At 54.9% G+C, this 19,996-nt stretch carries 17 protein-coding genes and 2 tRNA genes; 16 read left to right on the top strand and 3 right to left on the bottom strand.

Going from position 1 to position 19,996, the window contains the following annotated elements; genetic code table 11:
* Window positions 1–75: 75 nt before the first annotated feature.
* A complete protein-coding gene (locus tag Q1M04_RS11510; RefSeq protein WP_300345739.1) occupies window positions 76–984 on the bottom strand; it encodes a tyrosine-type recombinase/integrase in 909 nt (302 codons plus the stop codon).
* Window positions 985–1,196: 212 nt separating this feature from the next.
* On the opposite strand from Q1M04_RS11510, the gene Q1M04_RS11505 reads away from it, so the two are divergent.
* The 7 genes from Q1M04_RS11505 (at window position 1,197) to Q1M04_RS11475 (ending at window position 9,311) form a co-directional block, all read left to right on the top strand.
* Window positions 1,197–2,486 carry a metallophosphoesterase gene (locus Q1M04_RS11505; protein WP_300345741.1) on the top strand — a complete coding sequence of 430 codons (1,290 nt, stop codon included), beginning with the start codon at window positions 1,197–1,199 and terminating at the stop codon, window positions 2,484–2,486.
* Complete coding sequence (locus tag Q1M04_RS11500) at window positions 2,483–3,553, top strand: GTPase-associated system all-helical protein GASH (protein ID WP_300345743.1); 1,071 nt, start codon at window positions 2,483–2,485, stop codon at window positions 3,551–3,553. The genes Q1M04_RS11505 and Q1M04_RS11500 overlap by 4 nt, the downstream gene beginning before the upstream one ends.
* Window positions 3,554–3,567: 14 nt before the next feature.
* A complete protein-coding gene (locus tag Q1M04_RS11495; RefSeq protein WP_300345744.1) occupies window positions 3,568–4,506 on the top strand; it encodes a TRAFAC clade GTPase domain-containing protein in 939 nt (312 codons plus the stop codon).
* A complete protein-coding gene (locus Q1M04_RS11490) occupies window positions 4,503–5,417 on the top strand; it encodes a TRAFAC clade GTPase domain-containing protein (RefSeq protein ID WP_300345746.1) in 915 nt (304 codons plus the stop codon). Before Q1M04_RS11495 ends, Q1M04_RS11490 begins: the two co-directional genes overlap by 4 nt.
* Before the next feature lie 2 nt (window positions 5,418–5,419).
* Complete coding sequence (locus Q1M04_RS11485) at window positions 5,420–7,366, top strand: hypothetical protein (RefSeq protein ID WP_300345748.1); 1,947 nt, start codon at window positions 5,420–5,422, stop codon at window positions 7,364–7,366.
* Between the two features lie 138 nt (window positions 7,367–7,504).
* Entirely contained in the window at window positions 7,505–8,161 is a 657-nt protein-coding gene (locus Q1M04_RS11480; RefSeq protein ID WP_300345750.1) for a helix-turn-helix domain-containing protein, read from the top strand.
* A complete protein-coding gene (locus tag Q1M04_RS11475) occupies window positions 8,079–9,311 on the top strand; it encodes an IS3 family transposase (RefSeq protein ID WP_326186855.1) in 1,233 nt (410 codons plus the stop codon). The genes Q1M04_RS11480 and Q1M04_RS11475 overlap by 83 nt, the downstream gene beginning before the upstream one ends.
* Window positions 9,312–9,382: 71 nt before the next feature.
* Here Q1M04_RS11475 and Q1M04_RS11470 read toward each other — a convergent pair.
* Together Q1M04_RS11470 and Q1M04_RS11465 are read right to left on the bottom strand one after the other, a co-directional pair.
* Window positions 9,383–9,458: transfer RNA gene (locus tag Q1M04_RS11470), tRNA-Met, on the bottom strand.
* A 14-nt stretch (window positions 9,459–9,472) separates the two neighbouring features.
* A tRNA-Leu gene (locus Q1M04_RS11465) sits at window positions 9,473–9,559 on the bottom strand.
* Window positions 9,560–9,812: 253 nt separating this feature from the next.
* On the opposite strand from Q1M04_RS11465, the gene Q1M04_RS11460 reads away from it, so the two are divergent.
* The 9 genes from Q1M04_RS11460 to Q1M04_RS11420 all read left to right on the top strand — a co-directional run bounded on the left by Q1M04_RS11460 (window position 9,813) and on the right by Q1M04_RS11420 (window position 19,961).
* Window positions 9,813–9,959, top strand: coding sequence for a hypothetical protein (locus Q1M04_RS11460; RefSeq protein WP_204792119.1), 147 nt, complete (start codon window positions 9,813–9,815; stop codon window positions 9,957–9,959).
* A 201-nt stretch (window positions 9,960–10,160) separates the two neighbouring features.
* Window positions 10,161–10,382: a hypothetical protein gene (locus Q1M04_RS11455; RefSeq protein WP_204792118.1), complete on the top strand. Its 222-nt coding sequence runs from the start codon at window positions 10,161–10,163 to the stop codon at window positions 10,380–10,382.
* Window positions 10,383–10,575: 193 nt separating this feature from the next.
* Complete coding sequence (locus Q1M04_RS11450; RefSeq protein WP_295758880.1) at window positions 10,576–11,637, top strand: galactose ABC transporter substrate-binding protein; 1,062 nt, start codon at window positions 10,576–10,578, stop codon at window positions 11,635–11,637.
* A 146-nt stretch (window positions 11,638–11,783) separates the two neighbouring features.
* Window positions 11,784–13,292 carry a sugar ABC transporter ATP-binding protein gene (locus Q1M04_RS11445; RefSeq protein WP_295758882.1) on the top strand — a complete coding sequence of 503 codons (1,509 nt, stop codon included), beginning with the start codon at window positions 11,784–11,786 and terminating at the stop codon, window positions 13,290–13,292.
* Window positions 13,293–13,306: 14 nt separating this feature from the next.
* A complete protein-coding gene (locus Q1M04_RS11440; protein WP_300345755.1) occupies window positions 13,307–14,302 on the top strand; it encodes an ABC transporter permease subunit in 996 nt (331 codons plus the stop codon).
* A 118-nt stretch (window positions 14,303–14,420) separates the two neighbouring features.
* On the top strand, window positions 14,421–16,016 hold the full coding sequence (locus Q1M04_RS11435; RefSeq protein WP_300345757.1) for a helix-turn-helix domain-containing protein: 1,596 nt from the start codon (window positions 14,421–14,423) through the stop codon (window positions 16,014–16,016).
* Window positions 16,017–16,208: 192 nt separating this feature from the next.
* Window positions 16,209–18,023 (top strand): sensor histidine kinase, encoded by a 1,815-nt coding sequence (locus Q1M04_RS11430; protein ID WP_325303401.1) that lies wholly within the window; start codon window positions 16,209–16,211, stop codon window positions 18,021–18,023.
* Window positions 18,020–18,949, top strand: a complete 930-nt coding sequence (locus Q1M04_RS11425; RefSeq protein ID WP_300345759.1) for a substrate-binding domain-containing protein — start codon at window positions 18,020–18,022, stop codon at window positions 18,947–18,949. Before Q1M04_RS11430 ends, Q1M04_RS11425 begins: the two co-directional genes overlap by 4 nt.
* The gene (locus tag Q1M04_RS11420) at window positions 18,894–19,961 is read left to right on the top strand and encodes a galactose ABC transporter substrate-binding protein (RefSeq protein WP_300345761.1); all 1,068 of its coding nucleotides are present in this window, start codon (window positions 18,894–18,896) and stop codon (window positions 19,959–19,961) included. Before Q1M04_RS11425 ends, Q1M04_RS11420 begins: the two co-directional genes overlap by 56 nt.
* Window positions 19,962–19,996 lie beyond the last annotated feature (35 nt).

Here is a 19,996-nt window from a genome sequence, read left to right as displayed (position 1 = left end):
GCGGATAATTGCAGATTATCCTGCAAGTGAGCATATAGAAGGCCGCCAGATAATATCTGGCGGCCTTCTATATGCTCAAAGTGAAAAACTCATTTTTCTTCGTGGATGCTTCTCTGCGAGCAACATATTTTGCCGCTGTGTAGCAACATGTGTGTAAATTTGCGTTGTTGAAATAGAGCTATGTCCTAACAACGATTGAATATATCGGATATCCATTCCTGCTTCCAGCAATGAGGTTGCAAACGTATGCCGAAACATATGAGGTGTCACATGATAGGTTATTCCCATTTTTTTCAGATATTTATTAATAATTCTGCGCACCGATTGAGGAGAGAGCGGGTGTATCCTCTGATTAAAGAAAATCGCCTTTTGGTTGTGTATTTCCTCTGAGAATTCCTGACAGTATATGTGGGCTATTCGGACAACCTCCGGTGTTGAAAGCTGAAGAATACGCTCTTTTTGCCCTTTGCCATTGACTAGCAACTGAATTGAGTCGTCACTCAGCAAAAATGTGTCGTTGTTTAATGCACAAAGCTCCGAAACTCGAAGCCCTGTGCCAAAGAGTAGCTCCAGAATCATAATGTCCCGCAAAGTATTTCTATGCTTCGTCGAATAAGTACTATAAACATATGCCAACAGGTCACGAAGTATCTGATTTGGGATAATTCGAGGAAGCTGCTGGGGAGAGCGGATGTGAATGTGGAGTCTATTAAAGGGATTTTCTATTATAATATTATTTTCTTCCAGATTTCTGTAAAAGGCTCGTACACTAGCTAGTTTTCGTTTGACAGAACGTGGGTTAAATTTTTGATTTAGGTATTTAATATACTCATTTAGCTCATTTGAGCTCGGCCATTCTCCGCCTACAAACTCAGAAAATTGCAGAAGATCAATTCTATATGCTTTAAGTGTATTTGGAGATAGTTTTCGCACATACTCGCCAGATGCAAGATACTGGCTAATAAGCTTAGGCATTATTTCCATAAAAAATCCTCCTTTTATATTGTAGTATACTTCATTATGGAGGAAACCCTTTGGACTGTCTATGCGTATTCTAATTTTTAAGAAATGGTAAATATAAATAAAATAGATTGCTATTTCTTTGCCAACGTGGTATAATATGGCTAATTTTAGAGATGAGTCACTTTTTGCTCTTAGCAGAGTGGGTAAGATTTAGATATAAAAGGGTGTAGGATATGCTCGCATTTATTCATCTATCCGATATTCACTTCAATAAATATAGCAACGATTCTTATGATGTTGATAAGGATTTACGGAACGAAGTGCTGTGGGATATTACATATTGTTGCAAAAGCGCCATCACTGAAATAAATGGGATACTCATATGCGGCGATATTGCGTTCAGTGGGCAGGCGGCGGAATACAAGGCTGCTTCTGAATTCCTTGAACAAATCTGCACGGAATTGTCGATTGACAGGACTCACATTTTCTGCGTACCTGGGAATCATGATGTCGATCAAAATATCACAAAAAACACAAGCTGCGTTAAATTATTACAGCATCAACTGGAAAACGCACACACTCAGGTAGACTATGACCTCTGCCTGGCAAAGTTTATGCGGTCTCCCCAGGACGCATATACGCTGGGCCTTCCCATTCAAAATTTCAATGAGACTTTTGCGGCACGATATTGTTGTGATTATACACAGGACAAGCTCTTGTGGCAGCAAATCATGCCCATTGACGCGGAGCATAACCTTTGCCTGGTTGGGATCAATTCCGCCATGATTTCCAGCGAAGAGGATCACATCAGTGAAACACAAGAAAAGAAAATGCGTATTGGTAATTGTCAGATACCAGAGAGAAGCACCCACACGATTTATCTCAGTTTATGTCACCATCCGCCGGAGTGCTGGGAGGACCCGGGCAAAATACTCAGCGAGAAAATGAGTAACAGGGTCGCTGTTCAGTTGTATGGCCATAAACATGTCCAGAAAATCGAGTTTAACGGAAAGAGTCTCATTGTTGGCAGCGGAGCGACACATCCGTGCCGCACATATGGCGAATGGAAGCCGCGATATAACTGGATCACTTTGGATGTCGACAGTAAAAGCGGAACGCCCTGTTTAACGGTGAGAATCTATTCGCGGGTCTTGAATCATGCGCAAACTGCCTTTGAACCTGAGAAGAGGCTTCCGGGCGGCGTAGAATACGAGGAGTTTCAAATCAACCTGGAGGAAAAAGCTGATGAAGAAGCGCTTTCGAAGGATACAAATTCCTCGTCAGAAGAAGAACTCAAAACGCCGAAGATTTCCGTACAATCGTGGGAACGCCGATTTATTTACGGCTTCATGAATCTCCCCTTTTTCCGTCGGCGAGAGATCCTTGCGGAGTTGAATCTGGACAGGCTGGCGGATGGGGAGACCCCGCATATATGTTTACTGGACAGCTATATCAGGCGGGCTAAGGAACAGGGCTGCGTTGAGCAGCTGCTGGAAGAAGTAAGAAGGGGGCCAATGGTATGAATGGAAATTTTCGTGAATGGTATTTAGATGTGTGCCCAAATCCAAGCGAGGGCCAGGTGGAAAAAAGAATCGCGTGCATAGAGAATTTTGCGGAAAACGCAGCGATTGAAGACATAAAATTTCTGTTGAATTTATACGGCAAGCGGACTGTGGGCCAGGAGCAGCTGGATAAGTTCGTCGAATCGTTTGCTCAAGTGGACCCCTCGTTTTCAAAGAAACACAAAGAAGAACTGACGCTCTTGGCTGGCGTCACCTTGCTGGAAATCGTGGAAAACAGCGACATACGCGACATTGGAGAATTGCTGATAATAAGCTATTCCTTTGCTCACGAACAAGTGCCTTTTCCTGCAATTCTGGAGACGGTCAAACAAGAGTTTGATGACAACCGGTGTAGCTTACGAGAAAATCTGGACAACCAGAATACGCCCGCCTTTTCTGTAATGGGATTATCGGAGCTGAAAACGTACATTGAAGAAAATGGCTGGGAGGGAGATGCGCCAGCCAAACTTCTGAAGGTTTTGAGCAGTGTCCAAAGCAGTGTACAGGCAATCAAAAAGCGGATTACTGAGCAAGAAGAACACCAAGACATTTACAGGGAAGACTCTCAACTGCTTTGGTGGATGCTCTCAGAACGGAGTAATAGTCTCGGCTGTCCTTTGAAGACTTTGGAAAAGACTGAGGGAAGTATTGTCATTGGATATGAGGCGGCTCAGTTTGTTACGAACTACCCCGGCCCTTATGCGATGGAGGGGATATTGGGAAAGCTGATTGCTGCATGCAAGGGAGCGCAAAAGAAGCAGTCTTTCTCGGACTGCGTCATGGGAGTACCGTCCATACTGCGGGAGAAAATTCTCAAAGTTGCTAAAAATTCGCCGATATTGGAATGCCTCCCGCTTTGCAACGGGATCATTTGCTCTCATAACGCCGAAAAGGCAGAGGAATGGTATCCTAAATTCCGGCGGGAGTTTTTTGAAATTGAGAACGATAACTTTACACCATATCAATATGCATGGCAGATGTATCTTGAAGTTTTAGCGTTGCGTTGCTATGAAAATTGCTATAAGTAGAATAAGGAACGTCTATGGATAATTCTGATTTTATTGATGCCGGTATACTGGAGGTCGATTCTGAAGGCAAAACCGACACGGATGGATCGGGGGCAGTCCAACTGCCGGAAGGGCAGCCGCTTTCCGTGGAACAGCTGAATCCGATCTTCGCGGCCGAGAAATCCAATCTTTGTATATTGGCGGGTGATGTCGGCAGCGGCAAAACAGCGCTTCTCACTTATATTTATCATGCGGTTTTAACGGGAAAGTACCAGGAAAAGTATCTTTTTGCCGGTTCACAGACGTTGGCCGCCTTTGAGGAGCGGGCTTTTCCCACAAGGGTCGATTCCATGCGCGCACAACCTGATGTGGGAAGGACACCCAAGGGTTCTATTGATCAATTTCTGCATCTTCGTTTTCAACGGCGTGACTCCGGTGAGATGATCAACCTCTTGACAACAGACTTTTCCGGAGAAGATTTCAAGGAGATCCACGCGGACATCCATGCGGCGCAGGAAAGATTTCCGGTTGCCTGCGCCGCAGCCCACTTCCTCTATATTCTGAACGGGGAACTCCTGATCAGGAAGAGAGATCGAGATGGGGAATTGTTGCGTATGGAGCATCTTTTGCGCACGTTCTCCGACGGCGGACTTTTGAAACATAATTCTCGTATTTTGATTGTTATTAGCAAATATGACCTGATTGCAAAAATGGATGAGGGCTCTTTTTCGGATTTTGCAAACAGCATTCTTGCAAGAGTAGTCAAAAAAATTCCGGCGCTAGAAGAAAGATGCCGTCTCTATCAGATTGCAGCCATGCCGGGCGATACCGAAACCTGCCTGGTAGGGTATGGCGTGGAGCAGTTATTGGATGATATTCTGGCGGAATCTTCTGTTTGGAGTAAGGCTACACAGCGGCAAGTATCTGAAATGAAGTCGCAATTTAATTTGTGGGGAGAGCTGGCAAAAAGATGAAGAACGGATCGTGTTTTATCCTTGGCCTTCCTGCTGCGGGAAAAACATCTTTTTTGGCGGCTCTAGCATATTCGCTGGAGCAGACCGATATTCAGACAAAGCTCAAGTGGGACAGGTTTACAGGGAACCACCAGTATTTGGCCCTGCTGGCAGAAACCTGGGCAAAAGGGGAAAAAGTCCCAAGAACGAACCCGGGTACAGAGCAGGAGCGCCTGCACCTCCAATTACAAGACAGCGAGGGCAACGTCTTTCAAGTTGAATTTCCCGACCTCTCTGGAGAAACATTCCAGAAGCAGTATCGCACACGCGAGATGGAAGCGGAGCTTGCTGCCCAAATCACAGCCTGCGGAAGCATTATGCTCTTTATCAACCCGGGAAACATCAAGGAGCCGGAGCTGATTTCGGAGCTTCCCGCTCACATCAGGAGGGAGTCGCCTCCGGAGGATTCACAGGGAGCCGCGAAGGACAGCCCTGAAGAGACACCGCCTGGGGAAGATACGCCCGCAGAAGCACCCAAAGAAGCAACGCCTACGGCTATACAGCTTGCAGTCCTCCTGCAGGACATTTTGTTTTTGCTGGAAAACCACGAGAGCGGCGCCGTACCACTTGCGGTAGTCGTTTCTGCCTGGGATGTTGTCGCAGACTGTGAAGGCCCGGAGCAGTGCGTGAAAGAACATCTCCCATTATTATGGCAATATCTTTATACACACAGAGATCAATTAGACGTTTTATACTATGGCATCAGCGCCCAGGGCGGACGGCTGAATTCAGAGGAAGAGACGGAGCGATTGCTTGAAAAACATAGCGCTGCGCCTGTAAAGAGAATTCTGGTCGTCGATTCCGCCGGAGAACGATTACATGACATCACGCTCCCTCTATGGAATGTGATGCATGCGTCAGTGGAGATGTAGAAATGGCAAAAATACACCAGGCGCTTTGGGGATATTCCAATGGACACGATCTGTTGGCCTCATCGGTTCCGCTTTCAAACCAATCCTTGAAAATACTAGGGCCGCTCAGCGATTTGTCCGGCCCCGCTGTACCAAAAGGCTTTGACGGCTATTTGACAGGCTGCTTTTTGCTGGCAGAGAATTTCTATGCCTTGAGTAAGACATGGTACGCGCCCGAAATGCCCAGGTTAGGCTGCGTTTGGACGCATACACTGCTTTTAGACTGCGGCAGCTCAACGGAGATTAATCAAATTGACCTGGAGAGCTTATTTCAGCGGCCAAGCACCCTTAAAAGGACATGGAAAAACTTTTATATGATGCCCATTGAGATTGACGGTGCATATAAAAGCGGCCCCACACCCTCTGATATTCAAAAAACAGCGTACTGCCTATTGTCCATTCTGACCAGACATGCGGAACCGGTAGTCGCGGTTGCCGAGAATAACGCGGCACTTAACGCGGCGCTTGCGTATATGCTTTGTGATATGGGACTAAACTTCTTCAGAGATCTCACCTTTTGCACGGGTTCGTTTTCTAATCGGGAAGTGCAAAAGGTGCCTTTGGATCTGCAAATTATGCCATCCTCGGTAACGAGAGCCTCTTTTCGATCAAACCGATCAAAAATGTTTTTTTTGGACATTTCTCAATATCTTTGTCCACACAATCTTCATGCGGCGTCTGTGGCTAAGCGGAAATCGCCGCAAATCAGGAATTTTGTGCAATCCTGCGGCACACAGTATTACAACTATAAAAATTGGTTTGCATTTGAGCAGATTTATGACTTGCTTATCCATTTAGATAAATTTTCCATAACGGAGATTCTATGTCTGCTTGAGAAAAATATAAACAACAAAAGAGATGTTACGAATGTAATGGGAAAAGTGTTTGAACGGATATTTCTTTCTCAACCCATACTGCACGAAGAATCATCTGTACTCCTTCCCGTTCTGTCCGATTTTCTTTCAACCTCAGATTCGCTTTTTGGTGAGGATGTATTTGCCTCCGAGAAGGTGCTTAAAAAAGTCCTTGACCTGATGTGGCAAGCTTTCCGTAAGGACATGATCCATTTTCTGCCAAGCCTTATTGAGCGGGGATTAAATGCAACGGGTGAGAGCGCAGTTCAATATTGTGCTATGCTTCTAACACCGAGTGATTTTTCTCTGCTCTTGCATCAGTCTCCCTATCTGTGTGCGTTGTTCCTTCGCTTGAACTGGAGGCTTGCACTGTGCAAAGACATCTGGAAACAATCGAAAAGTGTCCAAGCGGAATCTCTGCATGAACTTCGGAAACTCATGGCATCGAAGAACAGTATACCTGATGAATGCGTTGGCATTCTAAAAGGTCTCTATCAAACCAGTCAATATTGTTTTGCTAAAGATGTATATGAGATGTTCGGCAATATCAGCATTGAATCGTTTTTTGAATGTGTCGAACCCTTAAAGGTGGAAACAGGTTCGGCAGTATTGCAGTGGTGTGATGTTTGTGTGTACAATCAAAGTTTCAGTATCCAAAAACTTAAATGTGTACGTGATCCGGTGCTTTTCCAAGCGGTCATCTCCGTAATAGACCCTTATCAAGAAACCATGTTGACCGAACCCGCTGATCTCTGGGCTGATTTTTATCAAAGATTTTGTTTGAATACAACTTCGGAAGACTTAAAAAGAACCTACGCCCAGTTTATCCTGCCAATCATTCTCCGTTCAAATGAGACTTTTCCAAATGAGTGCGTTGAGTTTGCATTTCTAACCGTGCACAAGATTTTGATGGAGAACGATATGGAACCCTCTAAATGGGAGAAGATATCGGAATTTTTGCCAAAGGTTGAATGGTTTAATGAATGGGATAAATGTAAGCGTTTGAGAATGGCTGCAGAGAATTGTGGAAATAAATTTAATTTTGACGTTAACTGAGTTGATTGCGCATAATAACCATTCCAACCAGTATCAGTTTGTGAAAAATGCAGAAGAAAATCTTGCCGTCTGTTTCGTCATTCGAGGTTTTGTGCTAAAATACCTCCTGCCGCCCTTTTGCGGCAGGAGGTATTTAATATGAAACCATACTCAGAAGATCAGAAATACGAAGTTTTGCAAAAATATCTATGCGGATATACTCCCCCAAAGATTGCAGATGAAGTGGGTGTCCATCGCTCGACTGTCTATCGATGGATTGCTGACTGGAAGGATGACCTCAAGAGATACACACTTGCGGATCTGCCAATTCAGGATATGGGAGCTGTTTTGACCCACATTGCAGACCTGGAAAAACAGCTGGATGAACAAAAACGCATGATTGCTGTAATTCATGAGAGCCATATAATGCAAAGTATTCCGCTAAAACGCCGCTTAGATATGGCGGTGCAGCATTTAAATACATATTCCCTCAAACAACTCTGTCGAGTTTTTGAAATAAGACCGTCATCCCTATATTATCACATAGCTGCTGCCCAGAAAGAAACAGCCTATCAGCAGAAGGAGAGGCTTCTTCGTTCCGAAATTGCACAGGCCTTTGAGAATAGCAGCCGGCGCTTTGGTGCGGAACGGATACGGCTTCAACTGCGGAATCACGGTATTCGCACCAGCAAAAAGAGAATCATCCGATTGATGAAGCAAATGGGCCTTTACAATGAAAGTCCGGAGCAGCCTTATTATCCTATGCCCGATGCTAGTGATTTGGAAAATACGCAGGATGTCCAGATTTTACAGTGAGGCGTATAAGTGGTCGTTATATGAGAAATACCGAACAGGATTCTCCCTGACAGAAATATGTGAGATTTCCGGGGTTACAGATAAACCCTTACGTGAATGGTTTAGACACTTTGACCTTCAGTATTCAAGAGCAAGTTCGATGAGTCTAAAGGAAGTTAACCGAAAAAGCGCACAACTTACAAAACAATTTGAAAAGGCACAGGCTGAATTGAGGCTCTTTCGGAGCGGATCAGTTTTTGTGGAAGTACCAGAATCCATCAGGATTTCTTGTGCGCAACCTCTCCTGAAGCGATATGGTCCCAACCTTGTTTGCCGCTTGCTGAAAATCAGGAAGTCTAACTTGTACTATCACATCTTGCGTAGACCTGATATGACAGTCTATGAAAAGCACAATCTCGAATTGACGCCTGCGATTCGGGAAATCTGCGGTGATCGTCTTAAACGCATAGGAGCAGAGAAAATTAGGCAGGAGTTGATTTCACAGGGGTTTTCAGTGAGCAAGCGAAAAGTGCTGGAACTGCTTCGAGAAATTTCTCCTTGGTTGGTCCCTCCACAGAGGAAAAGCAAATATCCGATCGATTGGCCGTGCGATTGTACAAACATACTCGCCAGGCGATTTTCCCAGCCAAGACCGAATATGGCTTGGCTCAGCGATATCACAGCCATTCAAACAGATTCCGGCAAATACTACCTCTGTGTCGTGCTGGACCTGTTCGCTAGAAGAGTCGTTGCGGCACGTCTTTCTGAATCGGAGGACACTTCTCTCATAAGCCATACATTCCAGGATGCCTACTATTCTCGAAGGCCTTCAAAGGATCTGATCTTCCACAGTGACCGAGGCGGTCAATATAGGTCACATGAGTTCCGAAGCTTGTTGCTGGGCCATAATGTTCGGCAATCTTTTTCTAAGCCTGGGGTTCCTTTTGACAATGCTCCTATGGAGTCCTTCTTTGCCAGCTTGAAAGCGGAGGAAATTTATCGTTTCCATTATGTCGGAATAAATGACCTGACCGCTTCACTCCGGGATTATGTTTCCTTCTACAACAACAAACGGCCACACTCCAACAATGGAGGCAAAACCCCTGTAGAGGCTGAAAACGAATATTTCCAGAGGCTAAGCGCAGTCGAAGCAATCGGCTGTGCTTTTTAGGCGTAACAAAACGATGTGTGGCCGATTCTGGAATGCGAAAAAAGATTCCAAAAAATCGACCACACATCAACTGGTTGCGGAGACAGGACTTGAACCTGCGACCTCCGGGTTATGAGCCCGACGAGCTACCAACTGCTCTACTCCGCGATATTCTATTTTTGTGGTGCCGGTGACCGGACTCGAACCGGTACAGTATCGCTACCGGGAGATTTTAAGTCTCCTGTGTCTACCAATTCCACCACACCGGCAACTTGTCGGCAATGCATAGGATACCATAGGAACGCCTGGTTTGTCAAGCAGTAATTTCAAAAAAAGCAAAAATTTTTTCGGCAGGGCCCGGCAGAGCCTGCGCGGGGGCGGCTGGGACCGCTTGGATCTTGGCGCCGGGTCTTCCAAAAACTGCTGGAGAACTGCTGGAGAAAACCGCTTCCAACTGGGAATACTGATTTTCAGCAAATTCCATGTTTTATTAAATTATAGTTCAATAAGGAGGTAGCTGACATGGAACGCCGCCCGGAAGACAAGCCGATGCAAAAAGCCAAGGAGCTGTCCCAATTTACTTCCGCAAAGACCGACCCCATGGGGAGCTGGACCGGCCGGCCCCTGGACCCCTATGAGGTCCCCGTTCAGGATGCGGACGACCTCTAACGGGAAAGAACGTGAAGGGGAGAGGGGCGTCCACCAAAAGGATATTGACTTTTTGCACAAATTATTTAATCTATAGTTGTGCAATTCTGATAAATTCCGGCGTTGACATTCCTACCCTGCCCTGCTAGAATGTGCCTAATCCCGAGGAGGGATGGAACTTCATTCCGTTCGACACCGCGCTTTGACAAGGAGGAATTTATCATGACCAGAAATATTGATATAAAAAGCGACGAGCAGATTAACCGCATCCACCGCCTGGCCTGCGAAACCCCCTATGAGGTTTGGCTGAGCACCGACACCGTGATGCTGGACGCCCGGTCCCTGCTGGGCCTTTACGCCCTGGTGGGCCAGCAGGCCAAGGTGGTCACCGAGGACGGCCTGGACCCTAAGATGGTGGACCGCCTGGTGGAGAAGATGGCCTGACCCGCCGCGCGCAAAAAGAAAGGAAGACCGGCCTTGCCGCTCCCTCGGGGAGGGCGGGCCGGTCTTTTTTATCTTAGTTTTTTCATAAAACTTCCAAGAATTTTCTATCGTCTTTTTGCGGGAGCCCGTCTAAAATGATAGGCGTGGTTTGGGGTGCGCCCCGGAGCACGAAAAACTGATTGGAGGAACTATGATGAAAAAGACGTTTGCCTTGCTTCTTGCCGCAGTTATGATGCTGGCTCTGCTGACCGCCTGCGGCGGCGGCGACAAGCCCGCCGACACCACTCCCCCGGCCGACACCAGCGCCCCCGCTGATACCGGCAGCGACGCCGCCGAACCCGAAGAGCCCGCCGCCGGCGGAAACATCGGCGTGTGCATCTACAAATTCGACGACGCTTTCATGACCACCTACCGCAACGCGCTCCAGGAGATTCTGGAGGGCAAGGGCTATCAGGTCACCGTCGTGGACGGAAACAACGACCAGGCCAAACAGAACGAGCAAATCAACACCTTCATCACCCAGGGAGTGGACGCCCTGATCATCAACCCCGTCATGACCTCCGCGGCGGACACCATCATTGCCACCGTAAAGTCCGCGGGCATCCCCACCGTGCTGATCAACCGGGAGCCCACCGCCGACCAGATGGCGGCCTATGACAAGCTGGTCTACGTCGGCTGCGACGCCGCCCAGTCCGGTACCTTCCAGGGCGAGTTGATTCTGGACACCCCCAACAAGGGCGACATCAACGGCGACGGAAAAGTCTCCTACATCATGATCCAGGGCGACCCCGAGAACATTGATGCCCAGCTCCGCACCGAGTACTCCGTCAAGGCCCTGAAGGACGCCGGCGTCGAGGTCGAGCAGCTGAACCTGACCCGCGGCGATTGGGACCGTGAGAAGGGCCAGACCATCTGCGCCAACGACCTGGCCCAGTTCGGCGACAAAATCGAGGTCGTCTTCTGCAACAACGACGATATGGCCATCGGCGCTCTCCAGGCCATCCAGTCCGCCGGCCGCAAGGTCAACGAGGACATCTATCTGGTGGGCGTGGACGCCCTGGACGCGGCCCTGAACGAAGTCAGCAACGGCAACATGACCGGAACCGTCCTGAACGACGCCAACGGCCAGGCCGCCGGCGCTGTCGCCGAAATGGAGAAGCTGCTGGGCGGAGCTACCTATGCCTCCGGCGAGCAGAGCGTCTATGTCGACTATGTGAAGGTCACTCCCGACAACGTGGGCGACTTCATGAAGTAATCCAAGTTCATCAAAACAACGCGAAAACGTCTGACAGGGGCGCGTGCCGAAGCGCACGCGCCCCTCTTTTCCATAGCCGGTGAAGCCCGGCTCCCGCCATTTTGCCGGTTATGGAAAAGCCAACACGAACAAGGGGGGACCGTAAATTGTCAGAATATCGTTTGGAAATGCGTGACGTGGTTAAGACCTTCCCCGGCGTCAAGGCCCTGGATCACGCGCAGCTCAAGCTCCGCCCCGGCACCGTCCACGCGCTGATGGGAGAAAACGGCGCGGGCAAGTCCACGCTGATGAAGTGCATGTTCGGCATTTACCACATGGACGAGGGCGAGGTCGTCTACGAGGGACAAAAAGTCCAGATCAAGGGCCCTCTGGACGCGCTGAACCGGGGCATCGCCATGGTGCACCAGGAGCTCCAGCCCATTCCCGAGCGGAGCATCGGCGAGAACATCTACGTGGGCCGCTACCCCACCAAGCGCATCGGGCCCATCGTCACCATCGACCACGAAAAAATGTATCAGGACGCGGCGGCGGTTTTGAAGGAAGTCCACCTGAACTATGACCCCAAGGCCAAGCTGGGCAGCCTCAGCGTCTCCCAGATGCAGCTGGTGGAAATCGCCAAGGCCGTGTCCGCCGACTGCAAGGTCCTGATTCTGGACGAACCCACGTCCTCCCTGACGGCGGCGGAGGTGGAGGCCCTCTTCACCATTGTTCATGAGCTCCGGCAAAAAGGCGTGGCCATTGTCTACATCTCCCACAAAATGGACGAGATCCTCCGCATCAGCGACGAGGTCACCATCATGCGGGACGGACAGTACATCGGCACCTGGGATGCCAAGGGCCTGACCACTGACTTCATCATCACCAAGATGGTGGGCCGGGAGCTTTCCAACCTCTACCCGCCCCGGAGCAACGTCCCCGGCGAGGTGGTCTTCGAGGTGGAGGATTTCACCTCCATCAACCCCAAGAGCTTCCGCCACGCCTCCTTCCAGGTCCGCAGGGGCGAAATCCTGGGCGTGGCCGGTCTTGTCGGGGCCCAGCGCACGGAGCTGATGGAGGGCCTTTTCGGCCTCCGCTGCCACAGCGCGGGCAAGATCACCTACAAGGGAAAAGAGCTGAAAATCAACCAGCCCAAACAGGCCATTGACAGCGGCATCGCCATGCTGACGGAGGACCGCCGGGCCACGGGCATCCTGGGCGTCCTCTCCATCGCGGACAACGTGTCCATCGCCTCCTTGAACCAGTACCTCATCGGCGGCTTCATGCTGGACGACGGGAAGATCGAGCAGCTGGTCCAGGACAACGTGGCCAAGCTCTCCATCAAGACCCCCTCGTCCAAGACGCTGATCCAGTCCCTCTCCGGCGGCAACCAGCAAAAGGTGCTCATCAGCCGGTGGCTGGCCAACGACCCGGACGTGTTCATCCTGGACGAGCCCACCCGGGGCATCGACGTGGGCGCGAAATATGAAATCTACTGCATCATCGCCGAGCTGGCGAAGCAGGGCAAGAGCGTCATCATGATCTCCTCCGAAATGAGTGAGCTCATCGGCATGTCCGACCGGATTATGGTCATGTGCGACGGCCGGGTCACCGGCTTCATCGACGGGAAAGACGCCAACCAGGAAAACATCATGGCCCTGGCCACCCAGTTTGAATAAGGAGGAGAGAAACCATGGAGAATAAACAGCTCAACGCGAAAGCGGTCAAGAATTTCCTGTCCAACAACGCCATTATCATCCTGATCTTTATCCTGGCTCTGTTTGTGGGATTCGTGGCCGACAACTTCTGGACGTCCAACAACTTTAAGAACCTGGTGGTCAACGTGTCTCCCCGGTTCATCATCGCCTGCGGCGTTTCCGGCTGCCTGATCACCAAGGGCACGGACCTGTCGGCGGGCCGTCAGGTGGGCCTCGCCGCCTGCCTTGCCGCCATGATGCTCCAGAGCGTGGACTACGCCGCCCGGGCCCTGCCCTGGATGCCGGACCTGCCCTGGTTCGCGGCGCTTTTAATCGTCATTCCTATCATGGCGGTCTTCGGGGCCATCAACGGCTGCGTCATTGCCTTTTTGAAGGTCCCCCCCTTCATCGCCACCCTGGGCATGCAGACCATTGTCTACGGCCTCTGCTCCGTGGTGACGGGCAACGACCCCCTGGGCGGCTTCAAGAGCTCTTACTCCCAGGTGGCCCTGGGTTCCCTGGGCCCCATCCCCTACCTGGCCATTTTCGCCATCGTGGTGGGGGCGTACATGCTGTTCCTGTACAACAAGACCCGGCACGGTAAATACATGTACGCCATCGGCGGCAATGAAAACGCCGCCCAGGTGGCGGGCGTCAATGTCCCGGCGACTTTGATCCGCATTTACGTGCTGGCCTCCGTCCTGTACGCCGTTGCCGGCTTTATGGTGGGCGCCAAGGCCGGCGGCGCCTCCACGGCTACGGGCTTTGGCTATGAGCTGGAAGCCATCGCGGCCTGCACCATCGGCGGCGTGTCCACCAACGGCGGCGTGGGCAAAGTGGGCGGCATCCTCATCGGCGTGCTGGTGTTCGAGATTTTGAAAATCTGCCTCCAGTTCCTCCGGGTGGACCCGGCTTACACCTTCATTGCCCAGGGCCTTGTCATCATCGTGGCCGTCGCCCTGGACCTGCGGAAGTATCTGGCGAAGAAGTAAAGAGCACCCGTTCTTGGAAAGAACTTCCAAAGCTCCGGCGCGAAATGCGCCGGAGCTTCTTTTCAAATAGAGCCTTTTGTTGTATACTAAAGGAAATGAGAAAAAGGAGGGCGCTTCCATGGAGGAATACCGGGTTCTGCTGGCGGACGACGAGGAGGAGATCCGCACCGGCATCAGCCGGAAGATCGACTGGGCCGCCCTGGGCTTTGCCCTGGTGGGGGAGGCGGGCAACGGCGAGGAGGCCCTGGAGCTGGCGGAGCAGCTCCGGCCCGACGTGGTGCTCACCGACATCAAGATGCCCTTTTTGGACGGCCTGGAGCTGTGCCGCCGTCTGCGGGTCTCCCTGCCGGGGGCCCGGCTGGTGGTCTTCTCCGGCTTCGACGACTTTGAGTATGCCCGCCAGGCGGTAAGCATGGGGGTGTCCGAGTATATCCTAAAGCCCATCAACGCCCCGGAGCTGACCCGGGTGCTGGAAGCCCTCCGGGACCAGCTGGACCGCCAGCGGCTGGAGCGGCGGGACATGGAGACCCTGCGCCGGAGGTATGAAGAGAGCCTGCCGGTACTGCGGGAGCTGTTCTATACCCGGCTTCTCAGCGGCCAGATCCGCCCGGAGCAGGTCCAGGACCGGGCGGCCCGGTATGAGATTGATCTGCCCCAGGGCCTGTGGACCGCCGCCCTGGTCCATGTGGACGGGGACGAGGGGGAGCGGGATGAGCTGCTGCTGCTGTCCGTCCAGTCCTTCCTGGAAAAGCACTTCGCCCTGGCGGGCTGCGCCGCCCGGGTGGTGCTCTACGGGGACATGGCGGCCCTGCTGGTCCACCTGGACCGGGAGGACCGGCTCTATCCCCTGCTGGAGGAGCTGGAGCGGCTTTCCCGTTTGTCCCAGAGCTACCTGGGATTCCGGCTCACCACCGGGGTGGGCCTGCCCTGCCGGGGGCCGGAGGAGCTGAACCACAGCGCCGCCGGGGCCCGGTCCGCCCTGGACTACCGGGTGCTGGCGGGGGGAGGCCGGGTCATCTACATCGGCGACCAGGAGCCCCTGTCCGCCGCGGCCCCCTCCTTTGAGGAGGAGGACCAGCGGGCCCTGTCTGCCGCCGTGAAGCTGGGCACCCCGGAGCAGACGGAGGCGGTGGTCCGGGAACTGATGGAGCGGCTGCGCCAGGCGGGGCTGTCCCTCAGCAAGTGCGACCTCTTTTTGCTGGAGGTGGTGACCTGCCTGGTGCGGATTACCCGGTCCGGCGGGCTTCCGGTGGAGGAGGTCTTCGGCGAGGGCTTCACCGGCGCGGTGTCCGTCTCCGGCTTTTCCAGCCTGGAGGAGCTGGGGAGCTGGCTGGGGGAGCGCTGCGGGCGGCTCCGCGACCTGCTGGGCCGGAGGCGCAGCGATTCCGCCTGGCAGATGGTGGAGCGGGCCAAGGACTACATCGCCGGGCACTACACCAACGAGCAGCTCAGCGTGGAGGCGCTGTGTTCCCACATCCACCTCTCCCCCACGTATTTTTCCACCCTGTTTAAACGGGAGGTAGGCATGTCCTTCACCGCCTACGTCACCAAGGTACGCATGGAGGAGGCGGCGAGGCTCCTCCGGGAGACGGACGAGAAGACCTACCGCATCGCCGAGGCCACGGGCTTCTCGGACCCCAACTATTTCAGCTATGTCTTCAAGCGGCACTTCGGCCTGTCCCCGTCCAAGTTCCGGGCGGGGCAGAGGGAGTAGGGGAGAAACGCCATGGCCTTAAAAAATGGCTGGCCCCGCTTTTGGCGCCGCCGGCCCTGGGCCGTCCCGGACGGCCGGAGCGCATAACCGATAATAAAAGAGCCGGAGCCCAGGTGTTTTGAATGCCGGGCCATGGCCCGGCATTGCTTTTCCCAGGGAAAAGCAAACCTCACCGTGAGGAGGGAGAGAGCCGTGAACGTATTCCGCCGCCTCGCCGCCCAGTGGGCGGAGCGCTACCGCAAAATGAGCATCCAGATGGTCCTCTCCCTGTCCTTCACCGCCGTGGCGGCGGCGGGGATGCTGCTGATGAGCGTCAGCCTCATCTGGCGCTTTTCCGCCGTCAACGAGCAGCTGGTGGCGGAAAACAGCCGCCGGGTGCTGGCCCAGGCCAATTTGAACCTGGACAGCTACCTCCGGCGGATGATGCGCATTTCCGACACGGTGTATTACCGGAGCATCAAGAACATGGACCTGGCGGAGGACGATCTCACCGGGGATTTGAGTCTTCTGTATGAGGAAAACCGGGACGATCTGGTGTCCCTGGCGGTCTTTGACGGGGAGGGCGCCCTGGTGTCCGCCGTGCCCCTGACGGCGCTGAAGCGGGACGCGGAGACGGCGGACAGCGACTGGTTCCAGGCGGCCAGCCAGAGCATGGAGAATCTCCACTTTTCCACCCCTCATGTCCAAAATATCTTCGACGACCCGGACTACCCCTACCGCTGGGTGGTCTCCCTGAGCCGCCACGTCCAGCTGACCCGGGACGGGGCCACCGAGGGGGGCGTGCTGCTGGTGGACATGAGCTTCAGCGGCATCGAGCAGGTCTGCCGGGACGTAACCCTGGGCAGCGGAGGGTATCTCTACCTCATCGACGGCGACGGGGAACTGATTTACCATCCCCGGCAGCAGCTGATCTACGCCGGGCTGCTGGAGGAGAACAACCGGGCGGCGGCGGCATACCGGGATGGCAGCCACCAGGAGAAGTTCCAGGGCCGGTCCCGGCAGGTCACGGTAAAAACCATGGGGTATACCGGGTGGAAGCTGGTGGGCGTGGCCCCGGCGGAAAGCTGGTTCGCGGCCTCCCCCCAGCTGCCCCTGTTCGGCCTGACCCTGCTGCTGTTTTCCATCTTTTTGATGGCCTTTTTGAACTTCCTGATCTCCGCCCGGATTTCGGACCCCATCCTGCGGCTGGAGCGGTCCATCCGGGAGCTGGACAAGGGGCTGGCCGGCGTGAAAATTGAGGAGGGAGGCTGCTACGAGGTCCAGCGGCTGAATCACGCCGTGGCCTCCATGGTCTCCACGATGCGGCACCTGATGGATGACATCGTCCGCCAGGAGGGGGAGAAGCGCCGCAGTGAGCTGGAGGTGCTCCAGTCCCAAATCAACCCTCATTTCCTCTACAACACACTGGATTCCGTTATCTGGATGACGGAATCCGGCCAGCAGACCGAGGCCATTCAGATGGTAACCTCCCTGGCGAGGCTCTTCCGCATCTCCCTGAGCAAGGGGAAGAGCATCATCCCCCTGGCGGACGAGCTGGAGCACGCCCGGCACTACATGAACATCCAGCAGATTCGCTATAAGAACAAATTCACCACGGAGATTGAGGCCCGGCCCGGCACCGAGGGGCTCTACACCCTAAAGCTCATCATCCAGCCCCTGCTGGAAAACGCCATCTACCACGGCATGGCCAGCGCGGAGGACGACGGGCTCATCCGGGTGACGGCCTACCGGGAGGGGGAGGACCTGCTCATCGACGTGGAGGACAACGGCCTGGGAATGCGCCCGGAGCTGGCGGCCTCCCTCCTGGACGAGGACCGGCCCGAGGTGCGGACCAAGGGCTCCGGCATCGGCGTGCGGAACGTCCACCAGCGGGTGGGCCTCACCTTCGGGGAGGGATACGGCCTGGCCATTTTCAGCGAGCCGGACGAGGGCACGCTGGTCCGCATCCGCCTTCCGGCCCTGGACCGGGAGGAGGCGGAACGCCGCCGGCAGGGGGAGGAGCTATGAAAACGGAAAAAAGCAGACTCATTCAAATCGCCATCCTGGCGGCCCTGGGGCTGGCGGCGGCGCTGTCCCTGGCCCTGCCCCAGCTCCTCCGGGGAGAGCGGGAGCCCCAGCTGCTGTCTCTCACCGTGCTGCTCCGGGACACCGACAGCTCCGGGTGGACCGTGGCCCGGCAGGGCATGGAGCAGGCGGCGGATGAGCTGGGCGCGGAGCTCCGCTTTCTCACCCTCGCCGCCGCCAATGACGGCGCCGAGCAGGAGGAGCTGCTTCTGCGGGAGATTGAGGACGGGGCGGCGGCGCTGGTGGTGGTTCCGGCGGACCCGGCGGCGCTGTCCGCCGCGCTGGACCCCTGGCTGGTGGTGTGTCCCGTGGTGACCCTGGAGTCCCCCATGGAGGGGGCGGCGGGCGTGGTGTCCCCGGACAATGCCCTGCTGGGGCAGGAGCTGGCGGAGGCCCTGCTGGAGGACTGGGACGGCGGGGAGGTGCTGCTGCTGGACACCGCCGGGCGCTGCGCCGGCGTGTCGGCCCGGCTGGAGGCGGCGGAGGAAACGCTGTCGGCGGAGGGAATCCCCGCCCGGCGGGCGGAGGCGCTGCCGGAGGAGCCCCCCCGGTGGGTCATGGCGTTCGAGCCCTCGGTGACCCAGCGGACCGCCGAGGGGCGGGAGGCAGGGGGCCGGGACTTCGCCCTCTACGGCGTGGGGAGCGCCGCCGCGATCACCGCCCAGCTGGAGCGGGGGAACCTTGCCGCCATCGCCGCCTGGAGCGACTACGCCGCCGGGTACCTGGCGGTGCGGCGGGCGGTGAACGCCGTCCGGGGAACGGGGGGGGCCTTGGGCCCCCTGCCCTTCTTCATTTTGCGAGAGGAGGATATCTATGCGCCGGAAAACCAGAAGCTGCTGTTTCCCATCATGTCGTCCTCCAGCCGGTAGGCGGGGCCCCGCCGCCCTGCTGGCCTTGGCGCTGCTGGCCCTCTCCGGCTGCGGCGGGGGGAAGGACGACAGCCTCCGCATCGGCGCGGCCCTCTACACCCAGGACGACACCTTCATCTCCGCCATGGCCCAGGACTTAGAGGGCCTGGTCCGGGAGGCGGAGAGCGGGACGGGAGAGAAGATCACCCTCTTCATCGCCGACGGCAAGAGCAGCCAGAACACCCAGATGGATCAGGTGGACCGCTTCCTGGCCCGGGGCTGCGACGTGCTGTGCGTCAATCTGGTGGACCGGACGGCGGCGGCGGTTATCGCCGACAAGGCGGAGGCCGAGGGGGTGCCCCTGGTGTTCTTCAACCGCCAGCCGGTGGCGGAGGACATCCAGCGCTGGGATCAGATTTACTACGTGGGGGCCGACGCCCGGGAGAGCGGCGAGCTCCAGGGCAGGCTGGTGCTGGACGCCTGGCGGGCGGACCGGGAGTCCCTGGACCGCAGCGGCGACGGCATTCTTCAGTACGTGATGCTGGAGGGGGAGCCGGGGCACCAGGACTCCCTGCTGCGGACGGAGTACTCCATCAAGGCCGTCGTGGACGGGGGCGTGGAGGTGGAAAAGCTGGCCAACGAGACCGCCAACTGGAACCGGGCCCAGGCCGCCGCCCGGACGGCCCAGTGGCTGGAGGAGTTTGGGGACGGCATCGAGGTGATCTTCTCCAACAACGACGACATGGCCCTGGGGGCCATCGACGCCCTGGCGTCAACGCCCCGGGAGCGCTGGCCCCTCATCGTGGGAGTGGACGCCACGGCTCCGGCCCTGGAGGCGGTGGCGGCGGGGCAGCTCTACGGCACCGTCCACAACGACGGCCGGGGCCAGGCCCAGGCTATGCTGGATCTGACGCTGGCCCTCTGGAACGGGGAGGACCCGGGCCAGGCGGTGGACCTGGCGGAGGGGCATTATGTGTGGCTTCCCTACCGGCAGGTGACGCTGGAAAACCTGGACGAGTTTTTGGAGAAGTGAAAACAGGGCCGGCCCGAAAGGGCCGGTCCTGCTCG

Source organism: uncultured Oscillibacter sp., assembly GCF_950073225.1.
Lineage (GTDB): Bacteria > Bacillota > Clostridia > Oscillospirales > Oscillospiraceae > Oscillibacter.
This window is presented reverse-complemented; position numbering and strand designations above follow the sequence as displayed.